This is a genomic window from Nocardioides sp. CPCC 205120, assembly GCF_048654585.1.
Taxonomy (GTDB): domain Bacteria; phylum Actinomycetota; class Actinomycetes; order Propionibacteriales; family Nocardioidaceae; genus Nocardioides.
In genome coordinates this window covers 869,041-892,873 of the sequence record NZ_JBMCYY010000002.1, presented here as the reverse complement: position 1 = coordinate 892,873, position 23,833 = coordinate 869,041, and the positions used below count along the sequence as shown (strand labels likewise).

General features: G+C 75.5%; 26 protein-coding genes. 17 read left to right on the top strand and 9 right to left on the bottom strand.

Annotated elements, in window-relative coordinates; all coding sequences use genetic code 11:
- Positions 1 to 11 precede the first annotated feature (11 nt).
- On the bottom strand, positions 12 to 2,303 hold the full coding sequence (locus ACOACO_RS15285; RefSeq protein WP_420297120.1) for a tetratricopeptide repeat protein: 2,292 nt from the start codon (positions 2,301 to 2,303) through the stop codon (positions 12 to 14).
- 137 nt (positions 2,304 to 2,440) lie between these two features.
- Here ACOACO_RS15285 and ACOACO_RS15280 point away from each other — a divergent pair, with 137 nt between their 5' ends.
- Entirely contained in the window at positions 2,441 to 2,680 is a 240-nt protein-coding gene (locus ACOACO_RS15280; RefSeq protein WP_420297119.1) for a DUF6458 family protein, read from the top strand.
- Positions 2,681 to 2,806: 126 nt separating this feature from the next.
- On the opposite strand, the gene ACOACO_RS15275 is transcribed toward ACOACO_RS15280, so the two are convergent.
- On the bottom strand, positions 2,807 to 4,921 hold the full coding sequence (locus ACOACO_RS15275; RefSeq protein ID WP_420297118.1) for a S9 family peptidase: 2,115 nt from the start codon (positions 4,919 to 4,921) through the stop codon (positions 2,807 to 2,809).
- A gap of 91 nt (positions 4,922 to 5,012) precedes the next feature.
- Here ACOACO_RS15275 and ACOACO_RS15270 point away from each other — a divergent pair, with 91 nt between their 5' ends.
- Both ACOACO_RS15270 and ACOACO_RS15265 read left to right on the top strand, forming a co-directional pair.
- Positions 5,013 to 5,732: a M50 family metallopeptidase gene (locus ACOACO_RS15270; protein ID WP_420297117.1), complete on the top strand. Its 720-nt coding sequence runs from the start codon at positions 5,013 to 5,015 to the stop codon at positions 5,730 to 5,732.
- A 71-nt stretch (positions 5,733 to 5,803) separates the two neighbouring features.
- Positions 5,804 to 6,220: a DUF5709 domain-containing protein gene (locus ACOACO_RS15265; RefSeq protein WP_420297116.1), complete on the top strand. Its 417-nt coding sequence runs from the start codon at positions 5,804 to 5,806 to the stop codon at positions 6,218 to 6,220.
- 112 nt (positions 6,221 to 6,332) lie between these two features.
- Here ACOACO_RS15265 and ACOACO_RS15260 read toward each other — a convergent pair whose 3' ends face one another.
- A complete protein-coding gene (locus tag ACOACO_RS15260; protein ID WP_420297115.1) occupies positions 6,333 to 7,949 on the bottom strand; it encodes an MXAN_6640 family putative metalloprotease in 1,617 nt (538 codons plus the stop codon).
- Positions 7,950 to 8,122: 173 nt separating this feature from the next.
- On the opposite strand from ACOACO_RS15260, the gene ACOACO_RS15255 reads away from it, so the two are divergent.
- Positions 8,123 to 9,388, top strand: coding sequence for a DUF445 domain-containing protein (locus tag ACOACO_RS15255; RefSeq protein ID WP_420297114.1), 1,266 nt, complete (start codon positions 8,123 to 8,125; stop codon positions 9,386 to 9,388).
- Between the two features lie 50 nt (positions 9,389 to 9,438).
- Complete coding sequence (locus ACOACO_RS15250; RefSeq protein WP_420297113.1) at positions 9,439 to 9,687, top strand: RNA-binding S4 domain-containing protein; 249 nt, start codon at positions 9,439 to 9,441, stop codon at positions 9,685 to 9,687.
- Between the two features lie 85 nt (positions 9,688 to 9,772).
- Here ACOACO_RS15250 and ACOACO_RS15245 read toward each other — a convergent pair whose 3' ends face one another.
- From ACOACO_RS15245 to ACOACO_RS15220, 6 genes are all read right to left on the bottom strand, one after another.
- Positions 9,773 to 10,141: an FKBP-type peptidyl-prolyl cis-trans isomerase gene (locus tag ACOACO_RS15245; RefSeq protein WP_420297112.1), complete on the bottom strand. Its 369-nt coding sequence runs from the start codon at positions 10,139 to 10,141 to the stop codon at positions 9,773 to 9,775.
- Positions 10,142 to 10,227: 86 nt separating this feature from the next.
- Entirely contained in the window at positions 10,228 to 10,662 is a 435-nt protein-coding gene (locus tag ACOACO_RS15240; protein WP_420297111.1) for a CBS domain-containing protein, read from the bottom strand.
- 117 nt (positions 10,663 to 10,779) lie between these two features.
- Positions 10,780 to 11,661, bottom strand: a complete 882-nt coding sequence (locus ACOACO_RS15235; protein ID WP_420297110.1) for an inositol monophosphatase family protein — start codon at positions 11,659 to 11,661, stop codon at positions 10,780 to 10,782.
- A 66-nt stretch (positions 11,662 to 11,727) separates the two neighbouring features.
- Positions 11,728 to 12,744, bottom strand: coding sequence for a ribosome small subunit-dependent GTPase A (gene rsgA / locus ACOACO_RS15230; RefSeq protein WP_420297109.1), 1,017 nt, complete (start codon positions 12,742 to 12,744; stop codon positions 11,728 to 11,730).
- 1 nt (position 12,745) lies between these two features.
- Entirely contained in the window at positions 12,746 to 14,077 is a 1,332-nt protein-coding gene (gene aroA, locus ACOACO_RS15225) for a 3-phosphoshikimate 1-carboxyvinyltransferase (RefSeq protein WP_420297108.1), read from the bottom strand.
- A gap of 67 nt (positions 14,078 to 14,144) precedes the next feature.
- Positions 14,145 to 14,669, bottom strand: a complete 525-nt coding sequence (locus ACOACO_RS15220; RefSeq protein ID WP_420297107.1) for a DoxX family protein — start codon at positions 14,667 to 14,669, stop codon at positions 14,145 to 14,147.
- Positions 14,670 to 14,718: 49 nt separating this feature from the next.
- Between ACOACO_RS15220 and ACOACO_RS15215 the strand changes: the two genes are divergently transcribed.
- The 12 genes from ACOACO_RS15215 to ACOACO_RS15160 all read left to right on the top strand — a co-directional run bounded on the left by ACOACO_RS15215 (position 14,719) and on the right by ACOACO_RS15160 (position 23,828).
- Positions 14,719 to 15,477 (top strand): SOS response-associated peptidase, encoded by a 759-nt coding sequence (locus ACOACO_RS15215; protein WP_420297106.1) that lies wholly within the window; start codon positions 14,719 to 14,721, stop codon positions 15,475 to 15,477.
- A gap of 1 nt (position 15,478) precedes the next feature.
- A complete protein-coding gene (locus tag ACOACO_RS15210) occupies positions 15,479 to 16,174 on the top strand; it encodes an alpha/beta family hydrolase (protein WP_420297105.1) in 696 nt (231 codons plus the stop codon).
- 178 nt (positions 16,175 to 16,352) lie between these two features.
- Positions 16,353 to 17,018: a sigma-70 family RNA polymerase sigma factor gene (locus tag ACOACO_RS15205; RefSeq protein WP_420297245.1), complete on the top strand. Its 666-nt coding sequence runs from the start codon at positions 16,353 to 16,355 to the stop codon at positions 17,016 to 17,018.
- Positions 17,015 to 17,338 (top strand): mycothiol system anti-sigma-R factor, encoded by a 324-nt coding sequence (gene rsrA, locus ACOACO_RS15200; RefSeq protein ID WP_420297104.1) that lies wholly within the window; start codon positions 17,015 to 17,017, stop codon positions 17,336 to 17,338. The genes ACOACO_RS15205 and rsrA overlap by 4 nt, the downstream gene beginning before the upstream one ends.
- A gap of 96 nt (positions 17,339 to 17,434) precedes the next feature.
- The gene (locus tag ACOACO_RS15195; RefSeq protein WP_369759046.1) at positions 17,435 to 17,509 is read left to right on the top strand and encodes a 50S ribosomal protein bL37; all 75 of its coding nucleotides are present in this window, start codon (positions 17,435 to 17,437) and stop codon (positions 17,507 to 17,509) included.
- An 84-nt stretch (positions 17,510 to 17,593) separates the two neighbouring features.
- Positions 17,594 to 18,016, top strand: a complete 423-nt coding sequence (locus ACOACO_RS15190) for a thioesterase family protein (RefSeq protein ID WP_420297103.1) — start codon at positions 17,594 to 17,596, stop codon at positions 18,014 to 18,016.
- A 117-nt stretch (positions 18,017 to 18,133) separates the two neighbouring features.
- Positions 18,134 to 18,658 carry a SigE family RNA polymerase sigma factor gene (locus ACOACO_RS15185; protein ID WP_420297102.1) on the top strand — a complete coding sequence of 175 codons (525 nt, stop codon included), beginning with the start codon at positions 18,134 to 18,136 and terminating at the stop codon, positions 18,656 to 18,658.
- On the top strand, positions 18,655 to 19,563 hold the full coding sequence (locus tag ACOACO_RS15180) for a PASTA domain-containing protein (protein ID WP_420297101.1): 909 nt from the start codon (positions 18,655 to 18,657) through the stop codon (positions 19,561 to 19,563). The genes ACOACO_RS15185 and ACOACO_RS15180 overlap by 4 nt, the downstream gene beginning before the upstream one ends.
- A complete protein-coding gene (locus ACOACO_RS15175; protein ID WP_420297100.1) occupies positions 19,560 to 20,708 on the top strand; it encodes a hypothetical protein in 1,149 nt (382 codons plus the stop codon). Before ACOACO_RS15180 ends, ACOACO_RS15175 begins: the two co-directional genes overlap by 4 nt.
- Positions 20,705 to 21,481, top strand: a complete 777-nt coding sequence (locus ACOACO_RS15170; protein WP_420297099.1) for a PASTA domain-containing protein — start codon at positions 20,705 to 20,707, stop codon at positions 21,479 to 21,481. Before ACOACO_RS15175 ends, ACOACO_RS15170 begins: the two co-directional genes overlap by 4 nt.
- 308 nt (positions 21,482 to 21,789) lie before the next feature.
- Positions 21,790 to 22,638 (top strand): hypothetical protein, encoded by an 849-nt coding sequence (locus ACOACO_RS15165; RefSeq protein WP_420297098.1) that lies wholly within the window; start codon positions 21,790 to 21,792, stop codon positions 22,636 to 22,638.
- Positions 22,635 to 23,828: a hypothetical protein gene (locus ACOACO_RS15160; protein ID WP_420297097.1), complete on the top strand. Its 1,194-nt coding sequence runs from the start codon at positions 22,635 to 22,637 to the stop codon at positions 23,826 to 23,828. Before ACOACO_RS15165 ends, ACOACO_RS15160 begins: the two co-directional genes overlap by 4 nt.
- Positions 23,829 to 23,833 lie beyond the last annotated feature (5 nt).

The window sequence follows — 23,833 nt, the reverse complement described above, 5'->3', positions numbered from 1 at the left end:
TGCCAGCCCCCTCAGCGCGCGAGCACGGCCAGGATCCGGTCCCGCAGCGCCGGCGGCAGCGCGCCGGCCCGCTCCCGGACGTCGAGGCCGTGGTGCTCGGCGAGGCCGAGGAGGTCGCGTGCCCGGCCCTCGTCGGGCCCGGCGCCCTCCCCGGTCAGCAACATCACGCCCGCCGTGAACGCCGCCTGCGCGTGGCCGCGGTCCGCCGCCCGCTCGTAGAGCTCGACCGCACGGGCGGCGTCGGTCGGCACGCCGCGCCCGGTGGCGAACATCGCGGCCAGGTTGTGCAGCGCGCGGGGGTGGTCCTGGGCGGCGGCCTGCTCCAGGTGGTCCAGGGCGAGCCGTGGGTCCCGCTCGACGCCCTGGCCCGTGCCGTGCAGCACCGACAGCTCGAAGTGGGCGTCCGCGTTGCCGCGCCCGGCGGCGGTGCGGTGGTCCGCCGCCGCGGCCGCCGGGTCCCGCGGGTAGCCCCAGCCCTTGAACCGCATCCACCCCCGCAGCACGTGCGCGCGGCCGTCGCCGTCGTCGGCGACGAGCTGCTCGAGCCGGGTGACGGCGTGCTGCGGGTCGCCCAGATCGGTGAAGTACATCTCCCGCACCCAGCCGAGCGCGCCCGCGCGGGCCCCCGCGGCGTCCGCCCGCTGGTACGCCGCGATCGCCCGCGCCGGGTCGCGGGACCCGGTCAGCGGCGCGCGCCACCAGTCGCCCAGATCGACGAGCGCCTCGCCCGTGCCGGCCCTCTCCCACAGCTCGACGAGGACATCCGGGGCCTCGGCGGGCAGCATCCCGACGAGGTGCTCGGACCGCTCGAAGCAGCCCCGCACCTCCCGGGCGGCGGCGAGCAGGTCGGCCGGGGAGGTGTGCTCGCCGTAGAGGGCGTGCACGGCCCGGGCGTACGTCGGGCTGCCGCCCCGCGGCACCGTGCGCCGCGGGCGCGACGACCCCGCGGCGGCGGTCGTGGGCGCCGAGCCGGTGGTCGAGCCCGTGGCCGAGGCGGCCGTCGCCGCCTGGCGGCGGTCGTGCTCCGCAGCGTCCCAGATCAGGTTGCCGGCGGGGTTGCGGAGGAAGGCGGTCCGCTTGCCCGACCACACGGCGCGGAACCCCACGGGGAGCCCGAGGTACCGGGTCAGCTCGGGGCGGCGGCGCCAGACCTCCTTCGCCGGCAGCACCTCCACGTCGGCGCTCGGGGTGGGCGAGGTGCCGACGTACCAACCGGAGTCGGGGTGCTCCCCGGGCTGGCGACGCAGCAGGTGCACCTCGGGGGCCTCGAGCGCCCCGGGCTCGACGGCGACGGTGCGCAGGAAGTTGATCGAGTCGCGCTGGGCCCGGCAGAAGCTCACCATCTCGACCTGCTGGCGCATCACCTCGAGAGCGGCGTCGACGTTCCAGCTGGTGGCGTCCTCGACGCGCCCGAGGTCGGAGGCGGCGACGCGGAGCCCATCGCCCTGGTTGCTCGTGCTCAGCGCCGTCCACCAGAACCCGAACCAGATGCCGCGCCCGCTGGCGATGCGGTCCGCCGGCTGCCGGGCCCACGCGTCGACGAGCTGCTGGCCGAAGGGGGCGAGCAGCGGGGTCGTGCGCAGCCAGACGCGGGTGCCGTGGGCGTCGGCCTCGCACAGCACCGTGTCCTCCTGCGCGGCGGGCTGGGCCGCGGGGACGGGCTGCGCGGGCTGGGTCGGCGTACCGCTGGCCCACCAGCGCACGGCGTCAGCGTTGGGCGGGGGCCAGGGGTGCCGCGTGTTCGCGATGGGGTCGAGGGCGGTGACCTCGCCGTCCATGCGCATCGCGACGTACCAGTGCCCGGGGCCCTGCTCGCGGTCCACGCCGACGAGCAGGTGGGCGGTCGGGTCGTCGGCGTCGGTCAGCCGGGCGGCGATCTCCTCGGGGGTGGTGGGGCGCAACGGGCTCCCGACCAGGTCCTCCAGCTCCGCCTGGGAGGGACCGGTCGGCTCGGCGGTGGCGCGCTCGCCGCCCCGCACGAACCGGATCATCGCGGCGACGGCCGACGCGGCGTGGTTGAGCGGGCGCTCGGCGAGGGTCGCGAGGTCGGTGCGTCGACCGTGCTCGTGGAACGCCCGCATCTGCGCAGCGGTGAAGCACGACTCGCGCACGTACACCGACCGGTCGAGCCCCATCACGAGCTGGAGCCCGCCGCGCCCGGGGGTCCACACGTGGAAGAGGCCCGCGGGTACGTCGGCGTGGCTGTGGGTCGCCACCTCGCCGGGGAGCAGGCCGAGCAGCCGGCCGGCCGTGGCGGCGTGGAGGGGGAAGTCGTCCGTCCAGTGGGTGTCGCGCTTGGGCACGGGTCCCAGGGTGGACCGCGGCGACCGGCGTCAAACATCCGGCGACCAGCCGGGGCCGGTCCTTGTGAACGGGCCCGGGCGTGGGCATGCTGACACGAATTCCCTCGTGGAGTCCCTCTCAGGAAGCAGGTACGGCAATGGGTTACGGATTCGGTGGTTTCCTGCTGGTGGTGGGTCTGATCCTCGCCCTGGCGGTGCAGGACAGGGTCGAGGCGGTGGACCTGACGATGGTCGGCTGGATCATGGCCGGCGTCGGGCTCGTCGTCATCCTCCTGACCGCGCTGACCCTCAACCGTGGCGGCGGGGCGCGCACGCGCACGACCGTCACCAACTCGGACGGCACCCAGAGCGTGCGCGACAGCCGCACCGACATCTGAGCGTTCGCACAGCACGCAGAACGCAGCACGCAACGGGGGACGCGAAGCGCGGAGGGCGCCGACCGGGTGGTCGGCGCCCTCCTGCGCGTCCGGGCGCGGTCCGGCGGGTGGGAGCGGGTGGGCGGGTCAGCCCAGCAGGCGCGGGCGCTCCCACTCCTCGCCCAGCACGTGCTCGGCGAGGAAGGCGAAGACCGTCTGGTACCAGACCTTCGCGTGCTGCGGCTTGAGGATCCAGTGGTTCTCGTCGGGGAAGTACAGGTACCGGTGCGCCATGGTGCCGTCCGGGGCGGCGTGGTGCTCCGCCAGGTCGGCCCACAACCGGTTGCCCTCGCCGATCGGCACGCGGTAGTCGCGGTCCCCGTGGATGACGAGCATCGGCGTCGTGATGCGCTCCACGTGCGTGTGGGGCGAGTTCGCGGCCAGGCCCTCGTCGTCGAAGATCTCGTCCCAGTACGGCGCGCCGTCGGTCGTGCCGCGGAACTGGTCGAGCGCCCACAGGCTCGCGTGGGTCACGATCGCGTCGAAGCGGTCGGTGTGGCCGGCCACCCAGTTCGCCATGTAGCCGCCGAACGACCCGCCCATCGCGGCGGTGCGGGTGGCGTCCACCTCCTCGCGGACGACGGTGGCGTCGGTGATGGCCATGAGGTCGGTGAAGGGCGCCCCGCCCCAGGCGTTCCAGCCGCGGGCGATGAAGTCCAGGCCGTAGCCGGTGGACAGCGCCGGGTCGGGCAGCAGCACGGCGTACCCCTGGGCCACGGCGAGCTGGGCGCACCAGCGCCAGCTCCACGCGTTCCACGAGTTGAGCGGCCCGCCGTGGATCCACAGCAGCAGCGGGGCGGGCGCCTCCGCCGACGCGGTCGGCGGCACCAGCAGCCAGCCCCGCACGCGCGAGCCGTCCTCCGCGGTCGTCTCGACCTCGTCCATGCGCGCCACCGGGGCCGGCGGCGGCGCCGGGGTGGCCAGTGGCGTCACGGTGCCGTCGGGCGCGATCCGCACGGGGTGCGACGGCACCTGCCAGCTCGAGCGCAGGGCGACGAGCGTGCCGTCGCGCGGGTCCACCTGCACGTGCGAGTAGGCGTGGTCGTCGGTCGTCACCTGCACGACCGGGCCACCGTCGAGCGGGACGCGGAAGACCGGCGCCCGCCCGTCCTGGTCGGCGACGACGACGAGGGCGGCGTCGTCGTGGTCGAACACGAGGCTCGCTGGCCAGCGGTCCCAGCCGTCGGCGAGGCGCCGCGGGTCGCTGCCGTCGATGCCGCTCACCCACAGCTCCTGGTCGGCCGGGCCGGCGGGCGTCGAGAACGCCGAGCGCACGTAGGCGACGCGGCGGCCGTCGCGGCTGACGACGGGGGACTCGACGAAGGTCGAGGGCTCGTCGACCAGGGTCGTCCACGTGCCGGTCGCGACGTCGATGGTCACGAGCGCGAACCGCTCCGCGCGGCCCTGCGGGCGTCGTACCGCCGCCACGACGGTGCGCCCGTCGGGGGTGAGGGCGACGCCGGCGGTCGCCGCCGTGCGCCCCGGGTGGGGGGTGAGGTCGGCGGGCCGCGGCAGGTGGGCGGGGTACGGCGTGCCCGCCCCGATGCCGTCCTCGGCCGTGCCGTCGTCCCCGTCCTCGCGGGCCGGGGGCACCACGGTCTCCGGGCCGGCGGCGGCGAGGTCGAGGGCGAGGAGGTGGGGCTCGGCGGGGCCGAGGTCGTGGTCCCAGTGCCGCACCGGGTAGCGCTCGTGGAGGATCGCCGTCACCTTGCGGCGGGCCCGCTCGGCGCGCAGGGTCGCGTCCTCCTCCAGGGTCGCCGCGCCCGGCAGGAGCTGGGCGTCGAGCACGACGGCGTCGCTCGCGAGGGCGGTGGCGGCGACCGCGTCGACCCCGCCCGCGAGGGCCGTGACGGGTCGGGCCTCGCCGCCGGCGGCGGGCAGGAGCCACAGCTGGCCCACCGGCTTCCCGTCCCGCTCGGGACCGCCGCCGCCCGTGCGGCCCGAGGTGAAGAGCAGGTCGCCCGAGCCCGTGAACCTCGCGCCGCCCTCGCCGGCCGCGCTGCGCGTGAGCCGGCGGGGCGTGCCGGTGCCGTCGGCGGCGACCTCCCACAGCGCCCGCTCGTAGCGGGTGCGGTCGTCGGTCAGCGTCGCCACGGTCAGCACCGCCCGGGTGCCGTCGGGGGAGAGCGCGAGGCCCTCGACGCGGGGCAGGGCGAGGTAGTCGTCCAGGGAGGAGAAGGGTGCAGCATCCGAGAGGGTCACCGTCGAACGCTATCGACCCGGCGGGCCCGCCGCAGCGGCGGCGACGTCACGATGTGGACACGGCTCGCCGCCGTCCCGGCATGCTGGGGGGATGCAGGAGGTCCTCGACCGCGTCCTGGGGGACGTGGTCGCCCGTCAGTCGGCGCTCGACCCACGGCTGGTGGCGCTGACCGCCTGCCTGGCCGCGGTGCTGGTCGTCTGGCGCCCGGCGTGGCGGCGGGCGCGCCACGTGGTCACGATCGTCCACGAGGGCGGCCACGGCGTCGCGGCCCTCGTGAGCGGTCGTCGGCTCGAGGGCATCCGGCTGCACTCCGACACCTCCGGCCTCACGGTCTCCCGGGGCCGCCCCACCGGCCCGGGGATGGTGCTGACCGCCGCGTCGGGGTACGTCGCGCCGAGCGTCCTCGGCCTCGTGGCCGCGCTGGTGCTCTCGCGCGGCTACGCCCTCGCGGCGCTGTGGGTGGCGCTGCTCCTCCTGGCGCTCCTGCTGCTGCAGATCCGCAACTTCTTCGGGCTGTACGCCGTGCTGCTGGCCGGGCTCGCCGTCTTCGCCGTGTCGTGGTGGGGCAGCGAGCAGCTGCGGGTCGGGGCGGCGTACCTGCTGACGTGGTTCCTGCTGCTCGCCGCCCCCCGACCGGTCGTCGAGCTGCAGGGGCAGCGGCGCCGCGGCCGGGCCCCGCGCTCCGACGCGGACGTGCTGGGCCGGCTGACCCCGCTGCCGGGCGGGGCGTGGGTCGCCCTGCTGGGCGCCGTCACTGTCGTCTCGGCCGTGCTCGGCGGCTGGCTCCTCGGGGCCGCCGCCGGTCGCTGAGGCGGCGAGCGGGGTCCCGGGCCGGGCCGGGTGGGGTTGGGTGCGGCCCACGTCCCACCTAGGTTCGGAGCATGAGCGAGGAGCAGCTGCAGCCGCAAGACACCCTGGACGACCGCGGGGTGGACGACGTCCTGGACGAGGGGTTCTCCCCGCCGGAGCACCTGCGCGGCTCGAACCTGAAGGACGTGACGGCGGCCGGCGAGCTCGAGGGCGAGTCGATCGACGAGCGCCTGCGCCAGGAGGAGCCCGAGGAGTGGGCCGGCCTGCAGGAGGAGCTCGACGCCGACATCGTCGACGGCCCCGTGGGCGGGGAGGTCGGCGGTGCCCGCACGGGCCGTCTGGTCGCGGAGGCCGACGGCACCCGCGCCGGCGAGGACCACCTCACGTACGCCGAGGACGAGGGCATCGACGGCGCCGGGGCGAGCGCCGAGGAGGCCGCCATGCACACGATCGACCCCGACGACGGCACCGACGACCCCGTCTACTGAGGGTCCCCCCGACCGGGCACCGAGGCCGGTCGGCACCAGACGGGCGACGCCCCTGCATCCGGGTGGGATGCAGGGGCGTCGCCGTGTCCGGCCCGAGGGCCGTGGGGGAGCGTCAGTAGCGCTCGGCCCGCGCGGTCCAGCGGATCGCCACCCCGTCGTCGAGCGGCACGCCGTAGCAGGCGCGCTCCGCCTCGCCCTCACCGCACGCCAGGCGCGAGGAGGCGTTGGCGAAGCTGACGTAGACGCGACGGACCTGGCCCGTCGTGAACGGCAGCACGACGGTCGTGGAGCCGGTGGTGAGGCGCAGCGGGATGCGCTGCACGCGCCCCGCGGCGTCGTAGATCGCGACGTACGCGCCCGGCGTGGTGGCCCCGGGCGGGGTCGTGAACTGGAACCGCAGGCGCGTGCGCTGGCCCGTCGCCGCGGGGGACACGTCGAGGCGCACCGAGCGGGTGGTCTGCTGGCGCACGGGCAGCGTCGCCCCGAACGTGCGGCCGGGCGGCATGGTGACGTAGCCCGAGTTGGGGGCGGCGCCGTAGTCGCGGCCGTCGCGGTAGAAGAAGCCGGGCAGCTGGTTGGCCGAGGCGAACCCGGCGTACTCCTGGCCGTACTCACCACGGGCGCCGGCGGTGTCGCGGCTGTAGTAGAGGGCGAACTTCAGCGCGACCAGCGAGTGGTAGTCGGTGCCGGTGGCGCCGGCCGCCGCCTCCCACGTCGTGCGCACGATGCGCGGACCGAAGCGCTGCGTCAGGTACTCGAAGAACAGCCAGTTGCCGTAGGAGCCGTCGCCGAACAGGTCCATCGGCACGGTGGGGTCGCCCAGCTGGCCGTCGGCCAGGTACTGCTGGTTGTCGTCCACCTCGGGGGCGTACTGCTCCTCCATCCAGGTGGCGGTCGCCTCGTACAGCCAGCCGTCCTCGTTCACGTCGTAGTTGAACTGGATGGCGTGGAAGAACTCGTGGGCCGCGGTCACCCGCAGGCTGTTCACCGGGGTGTCGGGAAACTCGGCGTAGTCGTTGTCGAGCACGCAGTAGCTCGTCGCGCGCATGCCCGAGGAGTCGGCGTACGACTCCGGCATGCAGTACCCGTAGACGCCCTGCGACGCCAGGTCGGTGAGGTAGACGTCGAACTTGGCGTCGCCGCCGCGGGTGCCGTCGGCCGCCGGGCCGCGGTACGACTGGGTGCGGGTCTCGTAGTTCCACACGTCCTGCAGGGTGCGCAGGGTCTGCGCTGCCCACGCGTCGGTCGCGGTGACCTGGGGGCGGACGCCCGTCGTCCCGGCCTTGACGTAGTGCACGCAGACGTTCACCTGGCAGCCGGTCGTGACGGGCGCACCCGCGGGGTAGCCGTCCTGGCCGGGGTCGACGGCACCGTCGGTGGGTCGCGCCAGGACGCGCTCGGCCTCCAGCAGCTCCGCCCCGGCGAGCCGCGGCTTGGCGCGGAAGAGGTCCCGCAGGGCCAGGGTCGGGGACTCGACGTCGCCGGTCGCCGGGTCGACGAGGTCGCCCTCGAGCGCGGCCTGGGCCCGATCGAGCGTGCGCGACGCGAGCTCCGGCGTGATGTCGGCCGGGTCGGCCGGCAACGGCACGGGGTCGGTGGGGTCCACCGTCGTGACGGCGGCCGCGGGGGCGGCGGGGGCCGCCTGGGCGGGCGTCGGGACCAACGCCAGGGCAGCGCCGAGCGTGGACAGGACGGCGGCCGCGGCGAGGGGCCGCGCGCGCTTGATCATGCGTTCTCCGAAGCGTCGGGGGAGGCCGCCCGCGGGCGCGGGTGCGCCGCTCACCCTAGAGCCCCCGGGCCCCTGCTGCTGGTGTTCCTGCACAGCGGGCGGTGCGGGCCGCCGTACCCGTTCGACCAGCCCTCTATCGTGGGCCCGGCCCGTCCCCGGTGAGAGGAGCCCAGGTGTCGACCGACCTGTTCGCGGTGCCCGGCTCCGCCGAGGCGGACGTCGTGCGTCGTCGCGACCTGAACCGCATGCGTGCGGTGGCGACGGGGCTGCTCGTGGTCGCGGCGATCGTGTACGTCGCGACCCACGGCCGCGACGGCGTGTGGGGGTTCGTGAACGCGGGCGCCGAGGCCTCGATGGTGGGCGCGATAGCCGACTGGTTCGCCGTCACGGCGCTCTTCCGGCACCCGTTGGGCCTGCCGATCCCGCACACGGCCCTCATCCCGCGGCGCAAGGACGAGCTCGGCCGGGGCCTGCAGGACTTCGTGAAGGAGAACTTCCTCGCCGAGGGCGTCGTGCGCGACCGCCTCGCCACCGCCCAGGTCGCACGCCGGGTGGGGGAGTGGGTGGAGGACCCCGAGCACGCCCGCCGGGTGGTGCGGGAGATCTCCGACCTGGCCGTCATCGCGCTGGGCAAGGTGCAGGACCGCCACGTCGCGGAGATCGCCGACACGGTCCTGCTGCCGCGGTTCCGCGAGGAGCCCATCGCGCCGATCGCCTCCGCGTTGCTCGGCGAGATGGTCGAGGACGACCTCCACCACGGCCTCGTCGACCTGGCGCTGAGCGAGCTCGTGCGCTGGCTGGAGAAGAACGAGGAGACCTTCACCGAGGTGCTGGGCGAGCGGGCCCCCTGGTGGAGCCCGCCGAAGCTCAACGACGCGGTCACGCAGCGGGTGCACCAGGAGGCGATCCGCTGGGTGCAGGACATCCAGGCCGACCCCGAGCACCGCGCGCGGCAGGCCCTCGACTCCATGCTGACCGACCTGGCGCACGACCTCGCCCACGACCGCGCCACCGCCGAGCGGGCCGAGCGGCTCAAGCTCCGCGTCCTCGACCACCCGCAGGTGCTCGCCACCGGGGTGTCGCTGTGGAAGGCCTTCCAGCGGGCGCTGGAGGCGGGCCTGCGCGAGGAGGCGAGCATGCTCCGGGTGCGCCTCGAGCACGAGATCGTGGCGCTCGGGCGCCGCATGCGCACCGACGACGACCTGCGCGAGCGCATCGAGCGGCGGGTGGCCGACGGGGTGGTGTTCGCCGTCGGCCGCTACGGCGCCGAGCTGACCGACGTCATCACGACGACGATCCAGCGCTGGGACGGCGACGAGGCCGCGCGCAAGATCGAGCTGCACGTCGGCCGCGACCTGCAGTTCATCCGCATCAACGGCACCGTGGTGGGCGGGCTCGTGGGCGTGCTCATCCACACGGTCGCGGTGCTGCTGCCCTGAGGGGTGCGCCGGGCTTCGTCGTACGGCGGGCCGCGGTGTTGGATGGACCGGTGAGCGAGCCCTTCGACGTCCCCGTCCGCGACGGATCCATCCGTCTCGGCCAGTTCCTCAAGCTGGCCAACCTGGTCGAGTCGGGCGCGCAGGCCAAGCCCGTCATCGCCGAGGGCCGGGTGCGCGTCAACGGCGAGGTCGAGCTGCGCCGCGGTCGGCAGCTCACCACCGGCGACGTCGTCAGCCTCGAGGGCCAGAGCGCCCGGGCCGTCGACGCCGCGACGTACGACGACGGCCTGCCCTGGTGAGGACAGGCCGCCGTCGGGGCTGAGCCGGGTGCCGGCCGAGCCGGGTGGTGCTGCGGTGGTGCGGTGCTGCGGGAATCTCGGAGCGTCAGGAGACGCCGAGCAGGTCGACGACGAAGATCAGCGTCTCACCCGGCTTGATGACGCCGCCGGCGCCACGGTCGCCGTACCCCAGGTGGGGCGGGATGACGAGCTGGCGGCGACCGCCGACCTTCATCCCCTGCACGCCGGTGTCCCAGCCGGAGATGACCTGGCCGATGCCGAGGCGGAACTGCAGCGGGGTGCCGCGGTTGTACGACGCGTCGAACTCCTCGCCGGTGGAGTGGGCCACGCCCACGTAGTGCACGGAGACGGTCTGGCCCGCCTTGGCCTCCTCGCCCTCGCCGACGGTGACGTCGGTGATGACCAGGTCGGTCGGCGGGTCGAAGTCGGGGAACTCGATCTCGGGCTTGTCCATGCCCGCCAGCCTAGCCACGGCCCGGGCCGCGCCCCGACCGCCCCGGCCCCGGCCCCGGCGCCCGGCTCCGGTCTCGGCTCCGGCGCTCAGCCCTGGTGCACGTAGGCGTCGAGCTGGTCGCGCTCGAAGGCCAGCTCGTCGAGGCGGGCCTTCACGACGTCGCCGATGCTGACGATGCCGACGAGCGCACCGTCCTCCAGCACCGGCACGTGGCGCACGCGGTGCTCCGTCATGACCCGCATGACGTCGGCGGTGGTGTCCTCCGGGGAGCAGGTGTGGACCACCGCGGTCATGATCGCGTCGACCGGCTGCTCGAGCAGCGGCGTGTCGTCCGCGACGCCCGCGGCCAGGCGGCGCACGACGTCGCGCTCGCTGGCGATGCCGGCGAGCCCGCCCGCGGCGTCCAGCACCACGACGGCGCCGATGCCGTGCTCGGCGAGGAGGGCCACGAGGTCGGCGACGCTGGCCTCGGGCCGGGTGGTGACGATCCGGCCCCGCCGGGCCACGTCCTGGATGCGCACGGCGACCTCCGTCCCGCCCCGGCGGGTCCGGGGGCCGTCGCCCACCCTAGGTGTGACCTGCGTCACGCGGAAGGGGTGCGGGTGCCCGCCCGGAGAGCGGTGGGGTGAACGGCGGGGTCAGCGGGGACGCAGCTGGCGCACGGTGCCGCCCGACCCGGCCGGGCCGTCCTCGGGGTCGTCGGGGTCGTCGCCGGCGGCGGTGCCGAGGAACCCCAGCGCGGGCTCGTGCAGGTGCCCGTTCGAGGCGAGCGCGTTGCCGCCCCAGGGCCCGTCGGTGCCGGCGAGGCTCGTGAACGCCCCACCGGCCTCGCGCACGATGACGTCGAGGGCGGCCATGTCGTAGACCTCGAGCTCCGGCTCGGCGGCGACGTCGACGGCACCCTCGGCGACGAGCATGTAGGACCAGAAGTCGCCGTAGGCCCGCGTGCGCCACACGCTGCGCGACAGGGCGAGGAAGTCCTCCAGCCGGCCGCGCTCGTCCCAGCCGGTCAGCGAGCTGTAGGACAGCGAGGCGTCGCCGAGGTCCCGCACGGCGGAGACCTCGCAGCGCGTCGCCTTGAGCAGCGACTTGCCGGTCCAGGCACCCTGCCCGGCCGCGGCCCACCAGCGCCGCTGCAGCGCCGGGGCCGAGACGACGCCGGCCACCACGACGCCGTCGACCTCCAGGCCGATGAGCGTGGCCCAGACGGGCACGCCGCGCACGAAGTTCTTCGTGCCGTCGATGGGGTCGACGATCCAGCGCCGCCCGCCCTGGCCGGGGGTGGACCCCTCCTCCTCGCCGAGGACGGCGTCGCGGGAGCGCACGCGGCCGAGCTTCGCGCGGATCGCCGACTCCACGGCCCGGTCGGCGTCGGTGACGGGCGTGAGGTCGGGCTTGCTCATGACGTGGAGGTCCATCGCCTTGAAGCGGTCGAGGCTGATGGAGTCGGCGTCGTCGGCCAGCAGGTGGGCGAGGCGGAGGTCGTCGGTGTGGTCGACCGCGCCGGCAGCAGGAGCCATGGGCCCGAGGCTATCGGCCGTCGGCCCCGGCCGGGGCGGGCCGGTCACCAGCCCGTCACCAGCCCGTCAGTAGTCGGTGCGCTCGCGGGCGGCCAGGAGCCGCCGGAAGGAGCCCACGCGGTCGGCGTCGGCCTCGCCGCGCTCCAGCGCGGTGTCGAGGCCGCACTCCGGCTCCTCCGTGCCGTGGGTGCACCCGCGCGGGCAGTCCTCGGTCATCTCGTCGAGGTCGGGGAACGCCTCGATGAGGTGCTCGGGCTGCACGTGGGCGAGGCCGAACGAGCGGATGCCGGGCGTGTCGACGATCCAGCCGTCGGCGGCGCCTCCCCGGGCCGCGGGCAGCGCCAGCATGATCGCCGAGGTCGAGGTGTGCCGGCCGCGGCCGGTGACGTCGTTGACCCGCCCGACGTCGCGGTGCGCGTCCGGCACGAGCCGGTTGACCAGCGTCGACTTCCCGACGCCGCTGTGGCCGACGAGCACGCTGGTGCGCCCGGCGAGGCGCTCCCGCACCTCGCTGACGTCGGCCCCCTTCTGGGTGACGAGCCACGGCACGCCGAGGGAGCGGTACGTCGAGAGCAGCGTCTCCGGGTCGGCCAGGTCGGCCTTGGTGAGCACGAGCAGCGGCGACATGCGTGCGTCGTACGCCGCGACGAGGGCCCGGTCGATGAGGCCGGAGCGGGGCTCGGGGTTCGCGAGGGCGGTGACGATGACGAGCTGGTCGGCGTTGGAGACGATGACGCGCTCGACGGGGTCGTCGTCGTCGGCGGTGCGGCGCAGGACGGTACGGCGCTCCTCGACCACCACGATCCGCGCCAGCGACCCGGGCTCGCCCGAGCTGTCGCCCACGAGGCGGACCCGGTCGCCGACCACGACCGCCTTGCGCCCGAGCGACCGTGCCTTCATGGCGGTCACCGGCTGCTCGGGGTCGGCCCCGTCGAGGAGCAGGGTGTAGCGGCCGCGGTCGACGCGCACAACGGTGCCGTGCTCGGCCTCGGCGTAGTCGGGGCGGTCCTTGGTGCGGGGACGGGTGCGCCGACGGGGGCGCTCGTAGTGCTCCTGGTCGAAGCGGTCGTACCCGCGTGCCACGTCAGGCCCCGGCCGTCCCGGGCTCCGCCGTCACCGCGGTCCACGCGCCCGCGAAGTCGGGGAACGTCTTCGCGGTGGTGGCCACGTCCTCGACGAGCACCCCGTCGGTGACCGCGCCGACGACGACGCCCGCGTGGGCCATCCGGTGGTCGGCGTAGGTGTGGAACACCCCGGCGCGCAGGGGGGCCGGGCGGAACACCAGCCCGTCCGCGGTCTCGGTGACGTCGGCGCCCAGCCCCGCGAGCTCGGTGGCCAGCGCGGCGATGCGGTCGGTCTCGTGGTGGCGGATGTGCGCGACGCCCCGCAGGGTCGACGGGCCGTCGGCGAGCGCGCAGAGGGCGGCGACGACGGGCGTCAGCTCGCCAACGTCGTGGAGGTCGAGGTCGACGCCGGAGAGGCGGTCGGGGCCGGTGACGCGCAGGCCCTCGGCGCCCATCTCCACCGTGCAGCCCATCGCTGTGAGGATCCCGCGCAGGGCGTCGCCCGCCTGCGTCGTGGTGGCCGGCCAGTCGCGCACGACGACCGTGCCGCCCGTGGCCGCCGCCAGCGCGACGAACGGGCCGGCGTTGGAGAGGTCGGGCTCGATGAGGTGGTCGACGGGCCGCACGGGCCCGGGCGCGACGCGCCAGCGGTCGGGCACGGAGTCGTCGACCTCGACGCCGTGCGCGCGCAGCACGGTCGTCGTCATCTCGACATGGGGGAGCGAGGGGATCGGTCCGCCCTGGTGCCGCACCTCGACGCCCTCCTCGAAGCGGGCGCCGGCCAGCAGCAGCGCCGAGACGAACTGCGACGAGGCGGAGGCGTCGACGACGACCTCGCCGCCGCGCACGGCGCCGGACCCGACCACCGTGAAGGGGAGGGCACCGCGGCCCTCGTCCTCGACCGTGACGCCGAGGTCGCGCAGGGCCGTGAGCACCGTGCCGATCGGGCGGGTGCGCATGTGGGGGTCGCCGTCGAAGGCGACGCGACCCTCGACGAGGCCCGCGACGGGCGGCACGAAGCGCATGACGGTGCCGGCGAGGCCGCAGTCGACCGTCGCGTCGGCGCCGGCCCCGCCGGGGGACCCCGCGGCCACCGGGTCGACCGCCCAGTCCTCGCCGCTGGTGTCGACCCGCGCGCCGAGCGCGGTCAGCGCCCCGGCCATGAGCAGGGTGTCGCGGGAGCGGAGGGCACGTCGTACGACCGACGGGCCGGAGGCCAGCGACGCGAGCACGAGGGCCCGGTTGGTCAGCGACTTGCTGCCGGGCAGCGACACCACGGTGTCGACCGCGTGGCGCACGCGGGGGGCGGGCCAGGGGTCGGCGGGGGACGCAGCAGGGGCCGGGGTCGTCACGGTCGGCAGGTTACCGACCGCGGGTGACCTCGGCCCCCACGGCGTCGTGCGGCGGTACGTCGGGAGGTCAGGAGACCTTGGACCGCGCGAGCTTCGCCTCGCGCTTGGCGTTCTTGGCCAGGGTGCGCGACTGGCGCTGCGCGTCCTTGGCGGCGCGGCGCGCGCGCCACGCCAGGCCGGGCTTGCCCTCGGTGTCGACGGCGGCGAGCACGAGGCCGCCGATGATCGACAGGTTCTTCAGGAAGTGGGCCTGGTGGTCGGCGCGGGCGGCGCGGTCGCTCTCCGCCCAGAACGGGTGGTCGGCCACCGTCGCCGGGACCAGCGTGGCGGCGAGGACCGTGGCGGAGAGGCGCGGCGCGCGGCCGGTGGCGAGGGTGAAGCCGCCGAGGACGCTGACCGCGGCCGTGGCCTTCACCAGGGTGGCGGCGTCGCTCGGGACGGGGGCGCCGGCCTGCTGCACCTTGGGCACGATCTTGTCGGTCACCTTCGAGGCCTTGGCCGCGAGGTCGTCGGCGTTGCGGAAGGCGTTCACGCCGCCGACGACGAACACCGAGGCGAGCAGCGGACGGGCGATCAGTCGCGTGAGGGTCATGCGCTCCTTCCTACACGACCCGGCCTAGCACACGGCCTAGCCTGGAGCCATGTGCGGTCGCTACGCCTCCACCCGGCAGCCCGACGACCTCGTCGACGAGTTCGGCGTGGCCGAGACGGTGCTCGCCGAGCCCCTCGCGCCGAGCTGGAACGTGGCGCCGACGGACCCGGTCTACGCGGTGCTCGAGCGGCCCCCGAAGCCCGAGGAGGACCTCGGGGTACGCCGGCAGCTCCGGGCCCTGCGCTGGGGGCTCGTGCCGTCGTGGGCGAAGGACGCCAAGGGGGCGGCGCGCCTGATCAACGCCCGCAGCGAGACGGTCGCCGAGAAGCCGTCGTTCCGGCGCGCCTTCGCCGCGCGGCGGTGCCTGCTGCCGGCCGACGGCTACTACGAGTGGTACGTCACCGAGCAGCAGACACGGGCGGGCAAGCCGGTGAAGCAGCCCTACTTCATCCGCCCCGCCGACGGCGGCACCCTCGTCATGGCCGGGCTCTACGAGATCTGGCGCGACCCCGACCGGGCCGAGGACGACCCCGACCGGTTCCGGTGGACGTGCACCGTCCTCACCACCCAGGCCACCGACGACCTCGGGCGCATCCACGACCGGATGCCGATGATGGTGGCGCCCGGCGCGTGGGACGACTGGCTCGACCCGACGGCGACGGCCGGCCCGGACCTGCTCGACCTGCTCGACCTGCTCGAGCCGGCGCTGCCGGGCCGGCTCACGGCGTACCCGGTGTCGGCGGCCGTCTCCAACGTGCGCAACGACGGGCCCGAGCTGGTCGCGCCGCTGCCGGTGGAGGGGGACTGAGGTGGCCGGCACGGAGGTCACCTCCGTCGCGACGCCCCACGGCGAGGCGCGCCTGCACCGCGACGCCGCCGCCCGCCCCGTCGCCCGTCTCGTGCTCGGCCACGGCGCCGGGGGAGGCGTCGAGTCACCGGACCTCGTCGCGCTCGCAGCCGCCCTGCCCTCCCAGGGCGTCACCGTGGTGCGCCTCGAGCAGCCGTGGCGCGTGGCCGGACGGAAGATCGCGACGCCCCCGCCCACCCTCGACGCGGGGCTCCGCGCCGCGGTCGACGCACTGGCGCCGGCGGACCGCGCGGTCCCGCTCGTCGTCGGCGGGCGATCGGCGGGGGCCCGGTCGGCCGCCCGCTGCGCCGGGGACCTGGGCGCTGCCGGGGCCGTGCTCCTCTCCTTCCCCCTGCACCCGCCCGGTCGCCCGGAGCGCTCCCGCGCCGGCGAGCTCGCCGGCCTGCTCGCCACGGGCACGCCCACGCTCGTCGTGCAGGGCGAGCGCGACACGATGGGCACGGCGGACGAGCTCGTCGCGGCGCTGGCCGACCCGGCGGTGGCGCCGGCCGGGGCAGCGGGCGCGGACCTGGCCGTCGTACCGCACGCCGACCACGGCCTGAAGGTGCCGAAGCGGGCGCCGCTGGGGCAGGACGAGGCGCTCGCCCTCGTCGTCGAGGCCGTCCTGGAGTGGGTCGTGCGGGACGTCGTCGGCTGAGGTCCACCCGCCCGCGACTGCCTCGGAATAGCGAGGTGGGGGGTCGCGTTGGACCGTGCGTACCCGACGCGAGGAGGAGCGGATGCTGGTCTGCGAGGACCGTCCCGTGGTGACGGGAGCGGGGAGCACGGTCGTGAGCCCGTGGCTGGTCGCGCCCGCGGGAGTAGGCTCGACGGCGATGACCGACGAGACCGCCCCCGGTGACCTGGACCCGAACCCCGCCGTCGACCCCGCGACCGAGACCGACGAGGAGCGGGGCGCGCGGTTCGAGCGCGACGCGCTGCCCTTCATCGACCAGCTCTACTCGGCCGCGCTGCGCATGACGCGCAACCCCGCCGACGCGGAGGACCTGGTGCAGGAGACGTTCGCGAAGGCGTACTCCTCGTTCCACCAGTTCCGGCCGGGCACGAACCTGAAGGCGTGGCTCTACCGGATCCTCACGAACACGTTCATCAACACCTACCGCAAGAAGCAGCGGCAGCCGCAGCAGTCGATGGCGGAGGACGTGGAGGACTGGCAGCTCGCGCGCGCCGAGTCGCACACCTCGTCGGGGCTGAAGTCGGCCGAGCACGAGGCGTTGGAGCACCTCCCCGACAGCGAGGTGAAGGACGCGCTGCAGCGGCTCCCCGAGGAGTTCCGCCTCGCCGTCTACCTCGCCGACGTCGAGGGGTTCCCGTACAAGGAGATCGCCGAGATCATGGAGACCCCCATCGGCACCGTCATGTCGCGGCTGCACCGCGGTCGACGCCAGCTGAGGGACCTCCTCGCCGACTACGTCCGCACCCACGACCTGGTCGCCGCCGAGACGGTGGGCGCCGCGCTCGAGAAGGGGGCCTCGCGATGAGCGACCTCCACCAGCACGACCACCCGCACGACCACGGCGCGGGCACCGACGGTCCGGGCGGTACAGGGGCCGACGGCGTGGAGGGGTGTGCCGACTTCCTCGAGCGGATCATCTACTTCCTCGACAACGAGCTCGACGCCGACGACTGCTCGCTGGTGCAGGCGCACCTCGACGAGTGCGGCCCGTGCCTGCGCAAGTACGACCTCGAGCGCACCGTCAAGGCCGTCGTCGCCCGCTCGTGCCGCGAGTCGGCGCCCGACACGCTGCGTCAGCGGGTGCTGCTCCAGATCCGCGAGGTGCAGATCCGCATCACCGACTAGCACGGAGCAGATTGGCCCGCGCCGCGGGCCGTCTGCGATGATGCTCGCTGGCCCGCGGGAGACCGACTCGTGAGCCGCAGACCACGAGGAGGACCCATGGGCAAGACCGGCCGCAAGCGTCGCGCTCGCAAGAAGAAGGGCGCGAACCACGGCAAGCGCCCCAACGCCTGAGCGTTGACCCACGCCACCCCCGCACTCCGGTGCGGGGGTGCGTTGCATTTCGAGGGGTTCGTGCGTCCGGGCAGGATGTGGCCCATGACTCCCTCCGACGACGCCGGCGCTCCTCCGGTCGAGGCCCGGCTGCGCTTCGAGGTCACCGACGACGACACGGCGGCCGCGGTGGGCTCGGGGAGCCTGCCCGTGCTCGGCACCCCGCGCCTCCTCGCCTGGTGCGAGGCCGCCACGGTCGCGGCCCTGGCCCCGGGCATGGCCGAGGGCGCGACGAGCGTCGGCACGCGCGTCGAGCTGGAGCACCGGGTGGCCACCGCGGTCGGCGGTCGGATCGAGGTGCACGCGGTCGAGTCGTTACTCGACGGTCGCCTCGTGCGGTTCAGCGTCGCGGCTCGCGAGCTCGTCGCGGGGCCGGACGGCCAGGACGCTCTCGGCAAGGTGGTCGCCACCGGCGAGGTGACGCGGGTCGTCGTCGACGAGGAGCGCTTCATGGGCCGGCTCGCCTAGCACCGGTCCAGATCGCGTCCGGATCCGCCGCGCCGGGAGGGAACCGCCCCGTCGCCCTCGGGCGTCTCCTCCTCGAAGCCCTGCGCCGCAGGGCACCGGGGGACGAGGATCGGGAGCATGGACGAGCCGGGGGAGCCGGGGACGGACGTCCCCGTCGACTTCGACGCCTACGTCGCGCTGCGCTGGACGCGGCTCGTTCGGGCGGCCGTGCTGCTCGGGGCGGGTCGCGAGGAGGCGGAGGACGTGGTGCAGAGCTGCCTGGTGCGCTGCCTCGTGCGGTGGGACCGCGTGCGGGCGGCCGACGACGTGGACGCCTACGTCCACAAGGCGCTGGTCAACACCTTCGTCTCGTCGCGCCGGCGGCGCTGGCACGGGGAGCGGCCCACCGAGCACCTGCCCGAGGTCGTGCACGTCGACGCGGCCGACGAGGTCGACCACCGCGACGCCGTGCTGCGGGCGCTCGAGAGGCTGGGCGCCGACCAGCGCGCGGTGGTGGTGCTCCGCTACTACTCCCACCTGACCGAGCGGCAGACCGCGGAGGCGCTCGGCGTCGCCCCCGGCACCGTGAAGAGCCGTCTGTCGCGCGCCCTGCGGGTGCTGGCGGCGGACCCGAGCCTGCTGGCCCTGCGAGGTGCGGGATGACCGAGAAGCCGTCCGGAACGACCCCGCCCGACGGGCCCGACCCCGACGTCGCGCTGGTCGTCACGCTCCTGCACGGGGCGGTCGCCGACCTCGACGCCGGTACGCCGCCCCTCGCCGCCCTGCACGCCCGCGCGGGCCGCGAGCGTCGCCGTACCCGGGTGTGGGCGGCGGGTGCCGCCGCGGGTCTCGTCGCCGCCGCTGCGAGCGTCGTCGTCGGGGGCGTGACCGTGCTCGGCGCCTCGCTCGAGGCCGACCGGCAGGCGCCGGCGCCGCTCGTGGCGTCCGCGGCCGACGCCGAGCTCGCCGTGCCGCCCGGGAGCCAGCTGGTGGCGGTGGGGACCCACGCCGTCGTCGTGCCGCGGACGCTGGATGTTGCCGAGGACGAGGCGGGGGCGCAGGCAGGGAACTTCGAGGCTGCGGCTAGCTCCGTCGACGACCGGCGAGCCGCCGTTCTCGACGAGCTGGCGAACGGTCGGGACCTCGCACCGGTGGCGGCCACGACCGACCTGTACTCGTCGGAGTACCTGTCCTCGCTGCTGGCGGCCATCCCGGTGCCTTCCGCACGAGGGGGCGCCATGCCCCGCGGGGGTGAGGCTCCCGCCGGAGAGCTCGACACCTCCGGGTTCGTACCGATGAACGCGCGGGCGGCACTCGGCGAGGTGCGGACGCTGCGCTCCCACGCCGGCATCCCCCCGCTGGACGGCTGGGGGGCCCTCAGCACGAGCGCGGTCGCGGGCGAGGCGCCGTACGTCGCCGCGCTGCGGGCCTTCGGCCTCGACGTCGAGCTGGTCGCGGAGGCCGGGCGTGGCGCCCCGGGCGACGTGCTCGCCGTCAGCCCCGGGCCCGGGACGATCGTCGACCTCGGCTCGACCGTCACGGTCACGGTCGTGGGGGGAGCGCGGTGAGCGGGCGTCGTACGGCGCTGCTCGCCGCCCTCGGCGCGGCGGCGTTCGCCTTGGCCGGGTGCGGGGCGGGCGCCGGCGGGGCCGACGACACCGCGTCGCAGGCCGGGGCCGCACCGGAGCCCGGCGTGGCGCCCGCGGGCATGCGCCTGGTGGGCGTGGGCGACCTCGTCGTGCCGGTGCCGGAGGAGTGGAGCACGGACCGGCACTTCTGCGGCACCCCGATGGGCGACACCGTTCTCACCGACCAGGGCGGCACGTGCCTGGCGTTCGCGGCGCGCCCGGCGGACGTCACCGCGGTGGAGCTGTTCGAGGACGCCGACCGGTTGGACCAGGGCAGGGACGGCAGGGCACGGCCGGAGCCCGGTGACGACGGTCTGCGCCGGTGGCCGGTGCACTGCGACGGCGCAGCGGGCTCGTTCGGGGCGGGCTCGGCCACTACCTTCTGCACGGCCGACGTCGCTTCGCCGGCCACCGGGTCGGTGCGCGTGACGTCCTCCTTGACGGACGTCGACGAGGCTCGGGCCACGGTCGAGGGCGTCGTGGCCGCGATCCGCCCCCGGAGCGGGGACGAGGCCATCGTGCCCGCGCGTCCGTTGTCGGTTCCCGGGATCGCCGAGTCGCAGGACCGCGGCGGCGCGTACGCCGAGGCCGTGCGGTCCGCGGGACTCTCAGCCGAGGTCGTCGAGAAGCGTGCGGTGCCCGCCAGGGACGGACAGTTCGTCGATGTGTCCGTCGAGCCGGGAACCGTCTTGGCCCGGGGCACAGCGGTCGAGATCCAGGTCGCCTCCGCTCCTCGCGGGCCGGCTGACGTCGTCGAGATCCACGCGTGGTCGTGGGTCCCCGGCGCAGCCGCGACGAGGGACCTCTCCGATGCGGACATCCGAGCCGGGGCCCGCGTCGAGCTGCCGGTCGGCGGGGAGGTGCGGGTGGAGGAAGCGCTGCACAGCGCGCCGGTGGACCCGTGGCACCAGGGAGTCGTCGTCGAGGCGGAGGCCGACGGTTCCTCAGTCGAGGAGATCACCGAGGGCTGGGATGCAGGCACGTTCCGCGCGACGGCTGCGGGCACCGGGACCATCACGCTCACCGCCTCGAAGGACGGCACGACGCAGACGATCGGCACCATCACGGTCGAGGTCGTCGGGTGAGCGGGCGTCGTACGGCGGCGCGCGCCGCAGCCGTCGCGGGCGCGGTCGTCGCCGTCGTCGCCGCGGGCGTCGTGAACGCGATGGCTCCGGATGCCATGCCGGGGGCCGATCCCGCATCCTCGACCGCTGAAGTTGCGGAGACCGTCGTGCCGACCGGCACGCGTCTCGTCGCGATCGGTCGTCAAGCCGTCGCGGTCCCCGACCACTGGGGCGATCACGGCGCGCCGTGCGGCCAGCCGGTCGCGAACACGGTCGTGTTCCCGCGCGCGCCCGCCGGCAGCACGCTGTGCGCGCCGGGGAGGGCGGCGGATATCACGTGGGTGTCGTTCGGCCACGCGCCGGCGCGCGACCTGGGTCCGCGCGCGGCAACCCGCAGGGACCGGTGCGGAGGTCCGGCCGACCTCCCGACGTCGAACGCCTGCGTGACGACGTTCACGGCACCGGGGCAACCGGACCTGACGGTGGCGTCGACGGTGCCCGGAGTGGCGAACGGCCGCTCCCGGGCCGAGGTCGACGCCGTCGCGGCCACGCACCGGGTGCTGCGGGACCACGTCGGCATCCCCTCGCCAGGCGGGCTCGACGGCCCGTTCGGCGGTAGCGCGGCGCGGGGCGAGCCGCCCTACCTCGGTCTCCTCCGCTCCTACGGCCTCGACGTTCGAGTGGTCGAGGTGCCGGCCTCCTCCCGCCGCACTGGCGACGTCATCGGCGTCCACCCGGTGCCGGGCACCATCGTTCCCGTCGGCTCGACCACGACCGTGGAGGTGGCGGGATGACCGGCATTCCGCGGTTCGTCCTCGGCGCTGCAACCGTCACAGCGCTCCTCGCCGGCTGCGGGGGCGACGACGCCCCGGGCGGGGGCGGCGCGAGGCAGGAGACGAACGGTTCACGAGCCGCGGACCGGGCCGACGGGGGGACACCGGTCAGCATCGGCGGGTGGTCCGTCGCTCTTTCCGGCGAGGTGAGCTGCTCCCGCACACAGCACGCCTTCATCCCCTGGGGCGCCCCGGAGCCCGAGCCCCCGCCCAGCGTTTACGCCGCCGACCTCACGTGCCGCAGCGGCGCTCCGTGGCCCACCGGTGAGGTGCAGCTCGCCACGGTCGACGGACTGCAGCGCTTCGAGACCGTGGACGACGTCGAGGTGGACGGGACCACGTTCGACCGCACCGTCCTGCGGTGCGCACCGGCCGACGGCGTGCAGGCGCCGTCCTGCACCCAGCAGCTGCTCGAGCCCGCCACGGGACTGCTGGTCGCCGTCACGGCGTACGTCGACGGTGAGGACGAGGAGGGGGCCCGTCGGTGGGTCGAGGACGTCGGCGCGACGCTCGCCCCCCTGCCCGACGACGCTGCCGTCGTGCCCAGCGTGGTCGAGGAGGTGACCGGAGGTGCGGTCGACCTGGCCGCCGCCGCACGCCGCGAGGGGCTGGGGGTGACGTGGGTCGACGTCCCCTACGCCACCCGGTTCATCGCCGAGGACGCCGTCTTCGACGTGACGCCGAGCCCGGGCACGGTGCTCCGCCCGGGGGACACCATCAGGATCGTGCGGTCCGTCCGCCCCGTGACGATCGCCGACAGCGTCGCCGTGTCCGTCGCGGCCGGACCGGGCCCCGGAGCGGCCCCACCGGGGTTCGGCTCCACCCACCTCGACCGCGTCGACCTCGCCCTCGGCCCCACGCTCGAGCTCCGCCTCGGCGACACCGTGCGTGCCAGTGCGTCGGGCACGAACCAACCAGTCGGGCCCTCGGTGGTCGCGTCGCTGGCCGGGACGACCCGGGGCACGGCCCTGCGCCAGCAGGAGCCCGACGGGATCGACGGTGACGGCCAGGTCGAGTGGGCCGCGGTCGCCGTCGGCACGTCCACGTTCACCCTGACCATCGAGGCGGCGGGCACGACGTACGAGCTCGGGACCGTGACCGCGGTGGTGACGGAGTGAGGACCCGTGCGTGGGCCGCGGCCGCCGTGCTCGTGCTGGGTGCCGGCGGTGTGCTGGCGTACGACGTGCGCTCGAGCGACGACGCGCCACAGCCGACCGCCCCGGCCACGACCCGGCTCGTCGGCGTCGACGACCTCGCCGTCGAGATCCCCGTCGACGACCTGCGCACCGGCCACGGGTGCGCCGTCGACTCGTGGGACCTCGGCGCGGCCAGCGACGCCACGCTGCTCCTCGGTGAGGGCCCCGTGCCGGAGGGCAGGACCCCCGGCGTGTTCGGGGGTCCCGACCCGCAACGACTGAGCTGCGCCTTCACCGGCGACCACGGCGACGAGGCGGCGGTGCGGTTCCACCGGGGTGAGCCGCCCACGGTCGACGGGTCCGTCGCGGTCGGCGAGCGGGTCCGCTCGGCGCCGGTCGAGTGCGACGACGGGCGGTGCCGCACGACGGCGTGGGTGGAGGGGTCCGACGACTGGCTGGCCGTCGCCGCGGTCGGGCCGCAGACCGCCGCCACCGCCGAGGTCGAGCGGCTCGTCGCGACCATCCGGCACCTCGACGACGCCGTCGGGCTCCCGCCGGCGGACTGGGTGGAGCCGCCGGAGGGCGAGCGCGCGACGACGTACGGCGCGTGGCTGCGCGCCCGCGGGCTGGAGGTGGCGGTCGACGTCCACTCGCACACGGTCTCCACCCCGCCGGTGGCCCGCCCCGGTGTGGGGTCCGTGGTGCCGCGCGGCGACACGGTGACCCTGTACGAGCACGCCCCGGCACGGGCGCCCGCCGACCGCGTCGACCTCCTCGTGCGCGTCCTGCCCGAGACCGACCCGGATGAGCACCCCGAGCCCGCCTCCGAGATGGTCGAGATCGACGGCTCGTCCGCGGTCGTCTTCGTCCCGCGGGCGCGCACCGTCCCCGCCCTCGACGTCCGGCTGGGTACGACGGTCCGCCTGCGGCGCGGCGACGTCCTCTCCGTCACGGCCTCGCCGGAGCCGTGGAGCGGGGAGATGGTGGCGGAGACGCTGTCCGGCGAGGTGGACGGCGACGCGCTCGAGGAGCGCGACCCCACGACGTACCGCGACCGCGTGGAGCTGTCCTGGGACGTCGGACGGGGTTCGGCGACGCTCGTGCTGAGCGTCGACCATGACGGGGAGCGGGTGCCGGTCGGCGAGATCCGCGTCGAGGTCGTGGACCCCTGAAGGCC

Coding starts and splice junctions, on each gene's coding strand:
- ACOACO_RS15280 (WP_420297119.1), top strand. CDS start 2,441: ATGGGTTACGGATTCGGTGGTTTCCTGCTGGTGGTGGGTCTGATCCTC.
- ACOACO_RS15205 (WP_420297245.1), top strand. CDS start 16,353: ATGACCGACGAGACCGCCCCCGGTGACCTGGACCCGAACCCCGCCGTC.
- ACOACO_RS15235 (WP_420297110.1), bottom strand. CDS start 11,661: ATGGCTCCTGCTGCCGGCGCGGTCGACCACACCGACGACCTCCGCCTC.
- ACOACO_RS15270 (WP_420297117.1), top strand. CDS start 5,013: ATGCAGGAGGTCCTCGACCGCGTCCTGGGGGACGTGGTCGCCCGTCAG.
- ACOACO_RS15220 (WP_420297107.1), bottom strand. CDS start 14,669: ATGACCCTCACGCGACTGATCGCCCGTCCGCTGCTCGCCTCGGTGTTC.
- ACOACO_RS15245 (WP_420297112.1), bottom strand. CDS start 10,141: ATGGACAAGCCCGAGATCGAGTTCCCCGACTTCGACCCGCCGACCGAC.
- ACOACO_RS15215 (WP_420297106.1), top strand. CDS start 14,719: ATGTGCGGTCGCTACGCCTCCACCCGGCAGCCCGACGACCTCGTCGAC.
- ACOACO_RS15260 (WP_420297115.1), bottom strand. CDS start 7,949: ATGATCAAGCGCGCGCGGCCCCTCGCCGCGGCCGCCGTCCTGTCCACG.
- ACOACO_RS15185 (WP_420297102.1), top strand. CDS start 18,134: ATGGACGAGCCGGGGGAGCCGGGGACGGACGTCCCCGTCGACTTCGAC.
- rsrA (WP_420297104.1), top strand. CDS start 17,015: ATGAGCGACCTCCACCAGCACGACCACCCGCACGACCACGGCGCGGGC.
- ACOACO_RS15180 (WP_420297101.1), top strand. CDS start 18,655: ATGACCGAGAAGCCGTCCGGAACGACCCCGCCCGACGGGCCCGACCCC.
- ACOACO_RS15190 (WP_420297103.1), top strand. CDS start 17,594: ATGACTCCCTCCGACGACGCCGGCGCTCCTCCGGTCGAGGCCCGGCTG.
- ACOACO_RS15265 (WP_420297116.1), top strand. CDS start 5,804: ATGAGCGAGGAGCAGCTGCAGCCGCAAGACACCCTGGACGACCGCGGG.